Raw genomic sequence first — 13,638 nt, 5'->3', positions numbered from 1 at the left:
TTTTTCATGAAATTTCCTATTATGGGTAAAGTAAAATTGATGAAAACCATTAAAGGGGATTTTTCCTATGTTAGATATCATTGCTTGGTACACACCTGTAGTCTTAACATTAACACTTTTATTATTGACATGGCGGCTTGGCAATTATAAAAATTGGAAGACACACTATTCAACCATACTGTTCATTATCGCAGTTAGCTTTTTTGCCTGCGTTTTAACTCATGATTATCCTTTATGGGTATACCATGAAACATTTTTGGTTTCTACTCGTACAATGCACGAACTACGTTTAGCATTGGTTTTACTTCCTACTATAACCTTACTGTATTTAACTAATTATCCATATAAATCCAAATTATTAAGACAGTTAACTTATACTGGTATATGGGCAGCTGTCTGGTCAATGGTCGAAGTTGGCTATGTGCTTTTAGGTATCATTACATTCCATAATGGATGGAATATTTGGTGGTCAGTGTTAGTATGGCTCATCATGTTTCTTGTGATGACGATCCATCATCGAAAACCACCGTGGGCATGGTTCATTTGTGTGATATTTAGTGTAATTGTTATTATTTATTTCAATATTCCTTTCGGATAAGCTTGAAGATAATTTGCTTCGTTTGTTAAAGATTACTTTTAACAATCTAAATTAGAAAACGAAAAAGTACCAGCCAAAAACAAGCTATTGACTGATACCTATCTAGAGATATAACCTATCCTATCTAATACTAGTATTGTTCAACAATTATACTTTTTGTTTGTTCTAACACTTCATCTACCCATTCGTCGATCGTGACAATCTCTACCTCTAATTGTCCGTAATCATGATTAGGAATGGATGCAGACAACAGTTCTGGGCTGATAAATTGTGTATCGACCTCATCCCCATTAATAAACACTTTGCTTGCAGGAACAAAATGATCACCTTTTACGATCAATTGTGAATCGATAATACTTCCCTCTTTCAAAGTCATTTTCCCTCGACCAAGGTGGTAATCTTCTTGCTCAACCGTAAACTCATCGCCGTAAGCAAACTGTTCTCCAGATAACGTATCCGTTTGAAGCAATTCATATGGCTTTAACCGATCCGATGTGAGCCCTTCATTTTCCTGAAACTGTGGCGGGGGAATAACGGTTAACCCTTTTTTCATCAGATCTTGAAGGTAGTTTGTTAAAGCATTTCCTTCCTTTTGGATCATGTCTAAAACATACGGTGTTAAAAAGTTTGAACTCATCCGTAACTCTTCTTTTTCCACCCCAAAATTATTCCAAATTATAAATGGTGTCGTGTGTATTCTCATATAATCTTCGTAGTTTTCTAACGTCTCATTTTCAATAAATCCTAACTGTTTATAAGCATCGAATTGACCTAAATAAGGCAAATGATCTCCAAAGAATACAACAACTGTTGGTTCATTTATCCGTTTTAATTCACTGATTAAATATTCAAGAGCCGCGTCAGCGCCGATCAATCCTTGTACATAGTCTTGCGTATATTTTTTGTTTTCAGCGGAGATGGGGCCATCAACAGAGATTGTATGCTCTTTAAATTTCTTTCCATCATAAGGACCGTGGTTTTCCATTGTTACAGCATGAACAAATACTGGCTTATCGGCGTTTTCAACTTTATCTACGACTTGTTCGATGAACACCTCATCACTAACATACTTCCCTCTTCGTTCTCGATTGTACATATATTCAGGTGGAATAAAATTTTGAAACCCTAACTCATTATACGTTTCGATTCGATTGTAATAGCCCATATTAAAAGGATGCATCGCTGTAGCGACATACCCTTGTCTTGTTAACATACTTGCGATTGAGTCGACCGGTTGTTCAATTCCTTCGTTAAAAGGGATGACGTGTGAACCACCTAAAAAGGATATACTCATTCCTGTTAAAGCTTCAAATTCCGTATTTCCAGTGTTTCCACCAAAAACAGGAACGACTAATTCACCATGGGTGGACTCTTCTTTTAATTGTCGAAAAAATGGAATTGGATCTTTTTCTAATTGTAAAGTGTCTATAATCGTAGGATCCCAAAATGATTCACTCATGATATATAAAACATTAGGACTGAAACCGGAAGACGGCTTATCCGTATGAAAGAGATTTCTTACTTCTAACACATTTTCTTCAGAATATACGAGTGATGTATTTTCATCGTCTTTATACGTCGATAGCAATAAAAACCCGAGCGAAAATCCATTTATATCATAATGTTTAGATTGTGCGTATGAAAAAGTCGAAAGGCTCCCCCATTTTTCCAGTGGAATTGGTTTATCACTAAAAAATGAAAAAAGAATAATGAAGCATATACCTACCATTACAAAACTCATTTTTCGTGTAATCATACGATCTGCCTTCATCTTTTTCACAAATAACGTCACCAAAACAACAACGAGAAATAACAATCCAATGAGCCATAAATTAAGGGAAGCATAAAAATAATCGATGACAGTGAAGGCTTCTTTTATTAACTTGAAATCACTAGGATGAAGTGGCACACTCCTATACATCACTTTGACGTAACTTATAAAAGCCAAAATCGAAATTGCTAAAATAAAACCATAACTAAACCAAACATAATGCTTTTGTTTACCCAAGTAAAATACATTAAACAATGAGAAATATAAAAGATAATTGATGAAAGCTACTCTCGGTTCATTTAGTAACCAACCACCTAGTTCAAGAATGCTTGAACGATGGATTGTTTCAATTACTAGTAAGGATAGTAAAGGGATAAGGAAAATCAACCAATGTTTAATGAGAAATTTCATAACAACCTCTCCAATTGCCTATCATTTATGGATCCATTTTTTGGACTTTGTAACATTTCTATGCTTGTTTACTATCATTTAGTATCAGTCTCGTTTAAGCAGTATAATCGTAAAAAAGTGAACTTATCCTCTATAAAGCTCTAACGAAAATTACTTAAATACAAAACACGTAAACCCATATAGGCTCACGTGTTTTTATCAATGAATTCATGACAATTACTTCGTATTATTTTTCTTCGCTGCTTGTGCTCCTGAACTTAACACTTCTCCTGCATGCTTATCATCGGGCGAATTCCCCAATGGATTAGCACTGCGAGCTCCTGGTACTTTCGGATTTTGACTTCGTGATGCTTTTTGTTTTCCCAAGTTAATCACCTCCTAAGCTAACTCTAATATTTGCAAGTTAAGTGATTTTATGAGCATTTATGATGTGAACCAATTTCATAACTCTAAATAAGATGGGGAATTCAAAATGTGAGCGTGAACTTCACTTCAGACGGTTGCTTTCACCACTCCGAGTACAAGTGCGACATCCATTCCTGCTGCACGAAGCTTGCACTCATGGTGTCTACTTTGCCCGAGGGCTTGTCTTCAGCTAACTTAGGCTCGACAACTCTTCGCCTAAGTGGATCCTCAGCTCGTTGTTCCTGCGATTACTCGTCACAGATAAACAGTGCTCCTGCGATTACTCGTCGCAGATAAACAGTGTTCCTGCGGTTACTCGTCGCAGCTCGAAGCAGTTCGAAGAAGTATTGCTCGTCGCTGATCCTCCGGGAGTCGCCGTCTTTTGTTACGTTCACTTCCAATAAAATGTACATTTAATGAAAATTTATAGTGTATGTTCAAAAAGGAGGATAAAAAGGACCGAGTCGGTTAAGTTCGCCACGTCCCTGTGGAGCATTGCTACGTGGGGTTAATCCGTCGAGACAACTCGAAGGAAAACACTCGTAGGTGACTTCGACATTCGACACAGGACGTGTCGGTACTTAGTCGAAGATCTCCTTATCGATGTGTCATTTTTATCGGACTTTTGGAACATCCTCTTATAATATCATTCCTTTCATTGCGCAAAAAACGTAATTATGAAATTGATTCTAGTGTAAATGGTTTATAATTTATATAGAATTCAATGAGGTAAAAACAGCAGAGCCCATTCATACATAAGATGAATGTATTGTTGTATGAAGGAGGAACATATATTGTTATGGCAAATCTTGATCTTAGTTGTTGCATCTAACCTTGATGACTTAGGTGTTGGTTTTTCATTAGGAATGAAGTATCGGCTTTCTTGGCAAGTTATTTGGATTATTTCTATCCTATCAGGTCTCACAATGGCTTTTGGATTGTTTATAGGTAATCAATTCTCCTTATTTTTTTCGGGTGATTTCCCTATGTATTTAGCTGCATTTGTTTTCGCTGCTATTGGTTTTTGGTTTATTTGGCAAGGACAAAAAGGTAGTGAACATGAAGAGACCATCGCTAATAAAAAGTATTTAAATCTAGGATGGAAAGGAGCAATTTTACTCGGTATCGTATTAGGAATCGATTCCGTTGCTGCTGGAGTATCCGGTGGTTTAACAAATTTACCGATTCTTTTAACGAGCGTATTAGCATGGTTCACAAGCTTTCTTTTCATTTGGTTTGGATCTAGGTTCGGTCGTTTCCTCGCTGCGAAAGTGATAAGAGATTATGCCGATTACTTCGCCGGTGTCTTGTTCATCTTACTAGCAGCGTATATTATTATTTTTTGAAGCAAGAGCATGAGGAGAACTAGGCCCGTTCTCTTGTTTCATTCTCCCCCTGTAACTTTCTCCTTCAGCTTGCGAGTTTTCCTTGGTTTATTTGCTACTTCGCTTTTGCGTTCCATAACGACTTATGACCACACTAAAACTGTCCCTTCCACCACTATTTCTAAATATTCACTCAATTTATGCAGGATTTATTAATTATTTATCGAAATGTACAAAAAATGAGTCGTAAGTCGTATCGTTGAGGGGGAGGTTGTATGAGGCGAGTGAAAGGGATTGGGGGAATCTTCTTTAAATCGAAAAATCCGAAGGCTTTATCAGACTGGTATAGAAACCATTTTTACATTCACCAAATGCATGATGGTACTGCAATTTTTGAATGGCGAAATTATGATGAACCTGAGAAAACAGGTCATACAATGTGGGCGACTTTTCCTGAGTCTTCGAAGTACTTTATTAATAGTGATGCTCCTTTTATGATTAATTATAGAGTTGAAGATTTATACCAGCTCCTACAAGACCTTAAATCTGAAGGAATTGAAGTCCTATCCGGACCTGTTAACACGGAACATGGGTCGTTTGCTTGGCTACTTGATCCTGAAGGTAACCCAGTCGAATTATGGGAGCCACCTGAAAATGAGCATGAAGACGAAGCAAATAAAATGAACTAAGAATCTTTCCCATTCTAATTAATAGATTATTATAAAGTGAGAATGTTACAATCGTACTAATATGGAGGTTCTTATGGGGAATGTATATTTTTACACCGGTTTTCCAGGCTTTCTCGCACGGTCTTTAATACGCAAGATGATTGATCGCATTGAAAATGTCGAACACATCTACCTTTTAATTTTACCTGAAATGAAAAAAACCGCAGAGCTTGAAATCAACCAGATTTGTACGAATAAAAACATTTCAGCAAATAAATTCACGCTAGTTTCTGGTGATATTACGGCTACAGATTTAAAAATCGAGTCGAATTTAAACGATCGTTTAAAAAATTCCGTGACTCATGTCTTTCACCTTGCTGCCGTTTATGATTTAGCAGTTAAAGAAGAAGTTGCCGAAGCCGTGAATGTTACTGGTACGTATAACGTGAATGAGTGGGTTAAAACGTTAAAACAATTAAAACGTTACAATTACTTTAGTACGGCATATGTTTCAGGTAAACGAGAAGGAAAGATTTATGAGAATGAATTATCGATGGGACAGTCTTTTAAAAACCATTATGAACGGACAAAATATAAAGCAGAAATTCTTGTCGATGAGTTAAAAAGTGAGGTTCCACTAACCATTTTCCGACCTGGAATCGTACGTGGCCACTCTGTTACTGGAGAAACGATCAAATTCGACGGACCTTATTTTATGTTGCACATTTTACACAAGTTCCGCCACTCCCCTTTCGTGCCTCAACTAAGTGGTGGTCATGTCGAAGGGAACTTTGTTCCTGTTGACTATGTCATTGATGCCACGACATATTTAAGTCATCAAGATAAGGGTGAAGGAAAAACGTATCATTTAACGGATCCAAATCCATATAAAATGAGCGAAGTGTATACGATGCTCATGCAAGAGTATTTAGGTAAAACACCAAAAGGGAAATTCCCGCTTCAGCTAGCTCACACCGCACTCTCATCGAGCGTCATTAGGAAATGGATCAATGTCGAAAAAGAAGCTCTTGACTATTTTCGATGTAATGCCTCCTATGATACAGCCGAGACAGAGCGAGACCTTAAAGGAAGTGGAATCAACTGCCCAACTTTTGACGAAACCTTACAATCAATGGTCCAATATTACAGAGAAAACCAGCAAAACAAACAATTATATATCGCTATTTCTTAACAAAGGAGATCACAATGAACCTAGAAAACATCCACCATGCTGTTGTTTTTGCCACGAAAGCTCACGAAGGACAAGTGAGAAAAACGGAAAAAATTCCATACATCACTCACCCATACACGGCTGCGTTGTATGCGATTCCTTATTTAGAAGCAGAATCATTCACTGAAAAGGAAAAAACTGATATTGTCTCTGCCATCTTGCTTCATGACGTATGGGAAGATACAGATATAAGTATAGAAACGATCGAAAAAGAGTTTGGTAATGATGTTACTCAGTTAGTCAAAATCGCATCTGAATCAGACAAAACAATGCCTTGGCTAGAGCGCAAAAAAGAAACAATCAAAAAATTAGAAACGGCAACTTTAGGTGAAAAATATGTCATTTGTGCTGACAAAGTGCATAACTTAACCTCATTGAAAGAGTCTGTTGATCGGTCGGATGAAGATATTTGGATCCACTTCAAGTCTGATAAAGACAGTCAACAATGGTATTATACAAGTATTTATGAGGGATTAATTCATGGGGGAAAATCCGATCACCCGTTTTTTGCTAAATTGAAAAAGCTTATTGATGAGGTTTTTGCTTAAGATAAAAGAGCTAGAGACAAGTAGATATTCTTGTTACTAGCTTTTTTTGTTACCTTACTTCACACTTCTTCATGAGTAACATCACCATTACGGGGTAACTTATGAGGTGCAAAACGATCAGAAAAACATTCATAACCAAAATTCCAATATCATTGACATTGAAAAAAGGACGAATAGTTTTTTCGACCCCTTTATTATCATATTCGCTTGTCAAACTAACGCGTCCCCGTTAGTTATACTTTTTGAACTTTTATTTCTTTTCATTTTCCTCTAGTTTTAATTTAATTTGTTCTAATAACTCGTTCTGTTTATCCTGTTTTTCTATGATTTTATCAGTCATCTTTTCAATCGTCTTTGTGATAGACCATAACGATAGAAAAATAACAATTACTACTCCAAACATTCATTCACCACTTTCTCTTTTAATCTCTCGATAATTTAACCAAAGGTTTTTTTATCTCCTCTTTTTCAATAACTCTTATTTCTAACAATTCAACTTCCCTCTTCTTTAATAAAATATCAACCTTGTTGAGCTTTACTCTCCCTAAACCTTCTCATTAGCTTAACACCATTTCCCAATTTATGGACGTAAAAATGAGCTGCCAATCGCAACTCCTTTTTTTCAAACGCTTCGGTTACTTTAGGTACACTATTTCACAATTAATTTGTTAACCCTAGACCTTTTAATATTGAATAAAGAATAAAATGTGTTCCAATAAATATAATGGCAAATCGAATTACCCAAGGTAAATTTGGTGGATTTGATATAAATGCTGTGTAATACCTACCAATAAAAACATTATTCCTATAACTAAGCTAAATATAGCTTGCAAATCTCTCACCGCCTTAATCTAGCATGTGAGCGAGCTCTTGAATGAAAAGCTTTCCATTACTTCAATCACTCTTATTAAGAGCTCTTTCTAAGTTAACACTTAAAGAAATAAAATCTTCTTTTGAAACTTTAATGTCAGGTTCTATCCAAGAAAATCCATCATTTTTAAAACGAGGAATAATATGCATATGGTAATGTTCAACATCCTTAAACATTCCATTGTTCTGCATAATGGTAATCCCATCTGTGTTTAATAACTTTTCAAGAGCAGTTGCTACTTGTTGAGATGCGAGGATCACTTTACTCAAGCTTTCTTGGTCAACATCTTTAAATTCTCGGTAATGTTTCTTAGGAACAACGAGAATGTGCCCATTATTAATAGGATATTTGTCTAAAAAACAACAAACATATTCATTCTCATGTATGATGTAAGCATCTTCAGTTTTAGAGATTATTTTACAAAAGATACAATTATCCACTTAGATCATTCCCCTAAATTTAGTTGAAATTATATTTTTTCTTATTGAAGTGATCTTTCCGTTTGTTGTAGAACCCCTTACCCAATAGTATAGATATTATTTTTTTACTAATCATAATTATCCGACAATTTATTTTATAATGAGCGTGAACTTCACTTCAGACGGACGCTTTCCCGAGGGCTTGTCTTCAGCTAACTTAGGCTCTACAAGTCTTCGCCTAAGTGGATCTTCAGACTTCACTGATCCTCCGGGAGTCGCCGTCTTTAGTTGCGTTCACTCCCAAATAAAACGTACATTTAATAAAAAAATTATAATATCATTCGTTTCATTATGCAAAAAAAGGTAATTATGAAATTGATCAGCTAATAAATAATTGTAAAAAACTCCTTTCGGCAGGAATTGTGATTATTTGAGTTATTAAATAGATTGCTAAATTCATATTCCACCTTCATTTCTTTCACTTGGAATTCTGGGGAGGCCTGCTCCTCAATTCTCTTTGGAGTTCTATGAGCTTCATGAGCAATCGCTAGGCGTTAGCTAAAGTGAAATTATTCACAATTGTGTTGTTGTAATATTAGTGATTAAAGATATCGATTATTTTATCTGATAAAATTTGGAGAGGTACATCACTAGTATTACATAATATAACAAGTCCAAATTGTTTCGCTGGTATCATAGATGCAAAACTACTGACTCCTGGGTACCCTCCTGCATGTTCAATTACCTTTGACTCACGGACTTTTTTAACTTTCCAACCAAGACCATAGCTTAACCCTGGCTCTCTTTGTGCAATCCGAGAAAACATTTTACTTCTACTCGATTGACTAATGACTTTCTGTTCAGTTCCCATTATTGCAATTAAATATTTTGCCATATCATTTGCAGTAGAATAGATAAATCCAACAGGTGCCCCTAACGAATTATTGGGAGTCGGTAATTTTATATAGTCGCTTTGACGATATAAATAATAATTATTCATAGTTTGAAGAGAAGTTGAGGGGTTAATGTATGTGTTATCCATATTCAAAGGTTTTATAATATTTTCTGTTACATATTCTTCCCATGTTAAACCACTTATTTTTTCTAATATATCTGCTAAAATTACATATGAATCTGTACAATACAGCCAACCTTGGCCAGGCTCATATGTTAAGTCACTATTTGAAAAATACTTTGTGATGTCTTCTCTACTTTTTAAATTAGTCAAAGTTTCTTCAAGGTTCGGGAATTGTTTATAAATGAATTGGTATTCTGGAAGTTTTTTTGCAAATTCATATAAACCATAGTCCAGTAACGTCACAAGCCATATGTTATCTGGGAAACCCGCAGTATGACTAAGTATGTGCTTAGAAGTAATCTTGTTATACCTTCCGCTCATTGTTTTAAAATAAGGTAAATATTCAATAATAGGTGTATCTAAGTTAAAATCAGAATTTTCCTCTAAATGTAACATTGCCAGCGCAGTAATACTTTTTGATATGCTCATTATTGAACTGACTGTATCTTGTTGCATAGGTTTCTTTAATTCGATGTTTGAATAACCATAATCGAAGGTGAAAATGCTGTCTCCATCAGAAACTATATGTAAACTAAGGCCAGGAAACTTCTGATCATTTACAAAGTTTCCAATAATCTCGTCAACTTTATGTAATCTATCATGCATGCTCTAACCTCCTTCATTTGTTTCTCTTCATAAACAATACTGCCTTGTTCGTTAAAGACATTGTACGTCTTTTCAAACAAACCTTCTCTTTAATGCATCACCTTCCGTAATTTCTTTCACATTTAGTCTTTCAGTCTCTAGAACTAGAAACACGCTTTCAGTTAATTCTCAATAACTAAATTAGCTTGTTGCTTTGGCTTTACTTTCTTTAGATAATACTCTTCTGCTTTCCAGTACCTATTCTGAAATTTTTCAATGTTTCTTTGAGTGTCCGCACTTTCACGATTAAACCTTTTATCTCTGGAGCAATCTAAAAAAATCATATAATCGAAGAAGTCTCTCCATTCACTTCGTTGAATAAATACTCCTTCAATTATAATTAAACAGCTTTTAGGTACATTAACTACCTTTAATTCCTGTACATCGGTGCTACAATCATATTTTTGCAAAGTTAACTCACTGAATGTTTTTAGTTTCCTAAAAAAATTTTCTTTTAAATATTCCACATCCCATTGTAAATGATAATACTCATACCACTGTTCATAATCAGTGTTGTAACGCCTTTTCTTCTCCACAATATAATCATCGATATGAAAAATGCAGATTGGAATATCGAATTCTTTAAGATGTTTTTTAATTTTTTTAACAAATGTACTCTTTCCTGAACGGCTTAATCCGTCAATACCAAGAACGAACCTCTGCCCTTTTTCTATGGTCGATATCTTTTCATAGAAATCTTCCAAACATGGCCCCTCCCATTTTCTAAGACTTACCTTACTAAACTTTCCAATAGTACAATCGAATACAGTTTTTTTGCTATCGGCACCCTTTTGTTGGATAATTTATTTAGTTGTTAACCTTATAATGGAGTTCTACAAACTGATTAAATGTTCTCGTCCCTTTTAAGATTAGATCTAATTGAAAATTGCCTTCTTTAAATAATGGTATTCCATTTCCAATTACAGTTGGAGCAATTGTTAAAATCATTTCATCAACTAATTTTTCTTTTATAAAAAATTGTAGTAACTCTCCGCCACCAATAATCCAAATACTTTTTCCCTCTTGGTTTTTAAGTTTGTTTGTAAAACTGGTTATATGTTCATTTATAAAACTTACATTTTCGGTATCTTCAATAGGAGACCTTGTAAAAACATAGCACTCTTTGTTTAGATATGGGAATTCTCCTGTTTCATGTTTCATAATCCAATCATAAGTTTTTTTGCCCATTAAAACAGTATCAACAGTTTCATAAAATTCTGAATAACCATTATCACCTTCTCCTTCAACCTTAAATAACCAATCTAAAGACTCATCTTTTGTTGCTATGTACCCGTCTAAACTCGTTGCAATAAACAATACTAACTTTCTCATAATATCTCCCCACTAAGAAAAATAATTGTTCGTTTGTAAGAAAAATCTGTTATTCTACTATTCTCACCGTTCATTCAAAAACTATTTAGGAGCTATGTTTTGCTTCCTTTAACTGCATCAAGTTGTGCTTTTTTATCAAAAGAATTTCCTGAACTTCCGTATTCTAAAAAATCATCTGCAAGAAGCTCGTCAAGAACTTTATAATCATAGTTCATTAATCGCTTTTCAAGTTTAAGAATATGTTCTACCAATAATGATTGTTCCAACTAATCCTCTCCTCGCTTAATGTATTGACCTTGGTTATTCTTTATGAGGAAGCCGTTTTTTTCCAACCTACATTAGTTTAACATCATTTTCCATATTATTGGCACAAAAAATGAGCTGCAACATTGCAACTCGTAATTCACTAACGCTCGCCATTCGCTCAAGATACTTTATTGAACACTTATGATTTTTTTAAGCTTATTTGTATGCTCTGCAGTAGTAGAAAAGCCGTATTGTTCATGTCCAATATACATAACCAGACTTTCTTCCCCTTGATTTCCAAGTATAAGATGTAATCCATTAGTTTCACCATTTTTAGAACGTACTAATATATCGTAGTCTGGTTTCTCATTAGTCACATCAACATTACTATTTATTCCTTTTGCATTTTTTAGAATTTCCTCAAAGTCCGATATGACTTCTGCTTGATTAATTGAAACAAAAAAACTTTCATTATTAAACCACTCCTTTAAGTATTTTCCCATAAGTAACCAATACCTTCATACACTCTTCTCACCATTACTGGAACAAAACAGCGACAGTTTGCTACCGTTAACACAATAGCGATTGCTCTTATCGAACAACAGTCCGCTCACCTTTTACTTGCTCTCCCATATGTAACACAGCATCTACTATATATTGGGGCTGATCATACATTACAGCATGGCTGCTATTCGGCACAAAAATTAATTTACTGTTCGTTGAGAGTCCCATTAGTTTTTCCTGAGATTCTATCCACTCTGAAGATAATACCAATCATATGACCAATTTCCAGTTCCTGTTTCAATGACCACAGGAGGAATATCAGATTTTTCCCCTTTAATATTGACATGAATATCTCTATCTCCAACGTTAACCATTATCCCTTCTGGCGGATAATTATCTTTAACATTTTTGTAGCTTACGGTTTCATAAATGCCCCCATATAAAGCTAACAAAATGAAAACTAATATTAAAATTAAGCTAATCAATTTTAACTTTTTCTTCATATAGCTCGCCCCCTCTACTAATTTATATATGTTATCAATCAACTGCTTTAATTACTCGATAACAACAGACAAAATCCAATAATAGCATAAATTACCAATAAATGTTATTTAAAACCGGATTTTTAAACTTAAATCCAAAGGGAAAATCGGTAGCAATGTCGATCACTTATCATATATTTTCTTCTTTAACATAAGCTCGCCGTTACTTTAAGAACATTTCTCCACAATAAACCTTAGAGTTTAATACAAAAAACAAGAAATGATTATTACATTACTCTATCCTATTGTAAAATAAATACAGATAAATGGGGATATGAATATGATTGCATCTACCGCTTTATTAGTTATTGAGGTGATAAAACTTATATAAAAAGGAGAACTTAAATGGAGTTACAAACACAAAGACTAAAAATTGTCGCTTGCACAGAAACGTTATTATCAACTATTCCAGTAGAAGAATATGAAATTGGTCCTCATATAAATATGTATTTAGAGAACCTAAAAAAAGACTCTACTTTGTTAGGCTGGGGTGTATGGCTGGTCATTAATAAAAAGACAATAATATTATTGGAGATATTGGATTTAAAGGTAAACCCAATTCTTCAAATACCATTGAAGTAGGATATGGAATTATACCTTCAGTCCAAAACAAAGGTTATGCAACAGAAGCAGTAAAAGAAATTATAAATTGGGCATTCTCATTTAGCAATGTAAAAAAAGTAGTCGCTGAATGTGAGTATGATAATATTGCATCAATTAAAGTGTTAGAAAAATTGCATATGACCAGGACAGAATCAGTAAATAATATGTTGAAATGGGAATTGAAAAGGTAATATTAATTTTGTAAATTCAAAAAAGACGTGCTCATTGCACGTCTTTTTAGTTGTAGTTATGTTTCGACTTAGTTATTACTCAATCCCGATCGTTAGTTCTATAACAATAAATACCTCTTATTAAAGGTAAGTAGTTCCGATATTGTGGAGAAAATATTAAATAACAGTTAAAATATCAAGTTAAATCGCACTCACTTTAGCACCATAAATAACAGTACAAAAAGCATACAAAAGACGCTTGGGATTATAT

18 protein-coding genes are annotated in these 13,638 nt (G+C 34.4%); 7 read left to right on the top strand and 11 right to left on the bottom strand.

Going from position 1 to position 13,638, the window contains the following annotated elements; genetic code table 11:
• Positions 1 to 67 precede the first annotated feature (67 nt).
• A complete protein-coding gene (locus LGQ02_RS09350) occupies positions 68 to 598 on the top strand; it encodes a CBO0543 family protein (RefSeq protein WP_226517911.1) in 531 nt (176 codons plus the stop codon).
• A 130-nt stretch (positions 599 to 728) separates the two neighbouring features.
• Here the strand turns inward: LGQ02_RS09350 and LGQ02_RS09345 are convergent, their stop codons facing one another.
• Entirely contained in the window at positions 729 to 2,780 is a 2,052-nt protein-coding gene (locus LGQ02_RS09345; RefSeq protein WP_226517910.1) for an LTA synthase family protein, read from the bottom strand.
• 216 nt (positions 2,781 to 2,996) lie between these two features.
• A complete protein-coding gene (locus LGQ02_RS09340) occupies positions 2,997 to 3,146 on the bottom strand; it encodes a hypothetical protein (protein WP_226517909.1) in 150 nt (49 codons plus the stop codon).
• Positions 3,147 to 3,979: 833 nt separating this feature from the next.
• Between LGQ02_RS09340 and LGQ02_RS09335 the strand changes: the two genes are divergently transcribed.
• The 4 genes from LGQ02_RS09335 to LGQ02_RS09320 all read left to right on the top strand — a co-directional run bounded on the left by LGQ02_RS09335 (position 3,980) and on the right by LGQ02_RS09320 (position 6,957).
• Positions 3,980 to 4,531 carry a manganese efflux pump MntP gene (locus LGQ02_RS09335; protein WP_264184013.1) on the top strand — a complete coding sequence of 184 codons (552 nt, stop codon included), beginning with the start codon at positions 3,980 to 3,982 and terminating at the stop codon, positions 4,529 to 4,531.
• Positions 4,532 to 4,785: 254 nt separating this feature from the next.
• Positions 4,786 to 5,199, top strand: a complete 414-nt coding sequence (locus LGQ02_RS09330) for a VOC family protein (RefSeq protein WP_226517907.1) — start codon at positions 4,786 to 4,788, stop codon at positions 5,197 to 5,199.
• Positions 5,200 to 5,272: 73 nt separating this feature from the next.
• Positions 5,273 to 6,370, top strand: coding sequence for an SDR family oxidoreductase (locus tag LGQ02_RS09325; RefSeq protein WP_226517906.1), 1,098 nt, complete (start codon positions 5,273 to 5,275; stop codon positions 6,368 to 6,370).
• Positions 6,371 to 6,384: 14 nt separating this feature from the next.
• On the top strand, positions 6,385 to 6,957 hold the full coding sequence (locus tag LGQ02_RS09320) for an HD domain-containing protein (RefSeq protein WP_226517905.1): 573 nt from the start codon (positions 6,385 to 6,387) through the stop codon (positions 6,955 to 6,957).
• A 250-nt stretch (positions 6,958 to 7,207) separates the two neighbouring features.
• On the opposite strand, the gene LGQ02_RS09315 is transcribed toward LGQ02_RS09320, so the two are convergent.
• The 9 genes from LGQ02_RS09315 to LGQ02_RS09275 form a co-directional block, all read right to left on the bottom strand.
• Positions 7,208 to 7,360, bottom strand: coding sequence for a hypothetical protein (locus tag LGQ02_RS09315; RefSeq protein WP_226517904.1), 153 nt, complete (start codon positions 7,358 to 7,360; stop codon positions 7,208 to 7,210).
• A 491-nt stretch (positions 7,361 to 7,851) separates the two neighbouring features.
• Positions 7,852 to 8,268 carry an HIT family protein gene (locus tag LGQ02_RS09310; RefSeq protein ID WP_226517903.1) on the bottom strand — a complete coding sequence of 139 codons (417 nt, stop codon included), beginning with the start codon at positions 8,266 to 8,268 and terminating at the stop codon, positions 7,852 to 7,854.
• A gap of 574 nt (positions 8,269 to 8,842) precedes the next feature.
• The gene (locus tag LGQ02_RS09305) at positions 8,843 to 9,931 is read right to left on the bottom strand and encodes a serine hydrolase domain-containing protein (RefSeq protein ID WP_226517902.1); all 1,089 of its coding nucleotides are present in this window, start codon (positions 9,929 to 9,931) and stop codon (positions 8,843 to 8,845) included.
• A gap of 161 nt (positions 9,932 to 10,092) precedes the next feature.
• Positions 10,093 to 10,674, bottom strand: a complete 582-nt coding sequence (locus LGQ02_RS09300; RefSeq protein ID WP_226517901.1) for a kinase — start codon at positions 10,672 to 10,674, stop codon at positions 10,093 to 10,095.
• 103 nt (positions 10,675 to 10,777) lie between these two features.
• Complete coding sequence (locus LGQ02_RS09295; RefSeq protein ID WP_226517900.1) at positions 10,778 to 11,302, bottom strand: dihydrofolate reductase family protein; 525 nt, start codon at positions 11,300 to 11,302, stop codon at positions 10,778 to 10,780.
• 92 nt (positions 11,303 to 11,394) lie between these two features.
• On the bottom strand, positions 11,395 to 11,568 hold the full coding sequence (locus LGQ02_RS09290) for a nuclear transport factor 2 family protein (protein WP_226517899.1): 174 nt from the start codon (positions 11,566 to 11,568) through the stop codon (positions 11,395 to 11,397).
• A gap of 168 nt (positions 11,569 to 11,736) precedes the next feature.
• Complete coding sequence (locus LGQ02_RS09285) at positions 11,737 to 12,051, bottom strand: YhfM domain-containing protein (protein WP_226517898.1); 315 nt, start codon at positions 12,049 to 12,051, stop codon at positions 11,737 to 11,739.
• 88 nt (positions 12,052 to 12,139) lie between these two features.
• Entirely contained in the window at positions 12,140 to 12,280 is a 141-nt protein-coding gene (locus tag LGQ02_RS09280; protein WP_226517897.1) for a hypothetical protein, read from the bottom strand.
• A gap of 17 nt (positions 12,281 to 12,297) precedes the next feature.
• A complete protein-coding gene (locus LGQ02_RS09275) occupies positions 12,298 to 12,555 on the bottom strand; it encodes a hypothetical protein (RefSeq protein WP_226517896.1) in 258 nt (85 codons plus the stop codon).
• 384 nt (positions 12,556 to 12,939) lie between these two features.
• Here LGQ02_RS09275 and LGQ02_RS21380 point away from each other — a divergent pair, with 384 nt between their 5' ends.
• The gene (locus LGQ02_RS21380) at positions 12,940 to 13,176 is read left to right on the top strand and encodes a hypothetical protein (RefSeq protein ID WP_319003527.1); all 237 of its coding nucleotides are present in this window, start codon (positions 12,940 to 12,942) and stop codon (positions 13,174 to 13,176) included.
• Complete coding sequence (locus LGQ02_RS21375; protein ID WP_319003535.1) at positions 13,119 to 13,388, top strand: GNAT family N-acetyltransferase; 270 nt, start codon at positions 13,119 to 13,121, stop codon at positions 13,386 to 13,388. The genes LGQ02_RS21380 and LGQ02_RS21375 overlap by 58 nt, the downstream gene beginning before the upstream one ends.
• Positions 13,389 to 13,638 lie beyond the last annotated feature (250 nt).

The organism is Bacillus shivajii (genome assembly GCF_020519665.1).
In the GTDB taxonomy this organism is placed as follows: domain Bacteria; phylum Bacillota; class Bacilli; order Bacillales; family Salisediminibacteriaceae; genus Bacillus_CA; species Bacillus_CA shivajii.
This window is presented reverse-complemented; position numbering and strand designations above follow the sequence as displayed.